General features: G+C 69.6%; 1 protein-coding gene. It reads right to left on the bottom strand.

The features are described 5' to 3' along the window. Window positions 1-253: hypothetical protein (locus tag SB771_RS35840; protein WP_410722147.1), on the bottom strand; the 253-nt coding region annotated here is incomplete at both ends.

Here is a 253-nt window from a genome sequence, read left to right as displayed (position 1 = left end):
ACCGCGCGCGTCGCGCCATTCGCGTTCGCGATGACGCTCTTCCCATTCGCGGCGTTCCCAATAGCGATGACCGTCGTAGTAACGCTCGCCATACCAGCCGGGACTAACGACGACCACCGGCGGCGGCGCATACACCGGCGGCGGAGGCGGCGCGTAAACGGGCTCGGGCGCATACACGACGCCCGGAACGCCGATGTTCACGCCGACGTCGACGTGAGCGAGCGCCGCCGACGACGCCCCGATGCCGACACCG

Source organism: Burkholderia sp. SIMBA_051 (assembly GCF_046534915.1).
Classification (GTDB): domain Bacteria; phylum Pseudomonadota; class Gammaproteobacteria; order Burkholderiales; family Burkholderiaceae; genus Burkholderia; species Burkholderia ambifaria.
The sequence above is the reverse complement of the archived record's forward strand: the minus strand, read 5'-3'. Positions and strand labels throughout refer to the sequence as shown.